This is a genomic window from Corynebacterium sp. UMB9976, assembly GCF_030212265.1.
Lineage (GTDB): Bacteria > Actinomycetota > Actinomycetes > Mycobacteriales > Mycobacteriaceae > Corynebacterium.
The window spans coordinates 1-237 of the sequence record NZ_JASODY010000178.1; the positions used below are offsets into that span (position 1 = coordinate 1).

1 protein-coding gene is annotated in these 237 nt (G+C 63.7%); it reads right to left on the minus strand.

Annotation, left to right across the window (positions count from 1 at the left end):
• On the minus strand, positions 1 to 237 hold a 237-nt coding region (locus tag QP140_RS10285), incomplete at both ends, for a DUF1846 domain-containing protein (protein WP_284759556.1).

Consider the following 237-nt stretch of genomic DNA (forward strand, 5'->3'; position numbering starts at 1 on the left):
TCCGCGGTGGCCGCCTCGTAGGCCAGGTTCACCGGGTGGGAGAGCGGCAGGTTCCAGATGGGGAACGTCTCAAACTTGGCGTAACCTGCGGCAATGCCTCGCTGGTTCTCGTGGTAGACCTGCGACAGGCAAGTGGCCAGCTTGCCGGAGCCAGGTCCCGGCGCGGTCATGACAATCAGGTCGCGGGAGGTTTCCACATAGTCGTTGCGGCCAAACCCTTCTTCGCTGACCACCCTG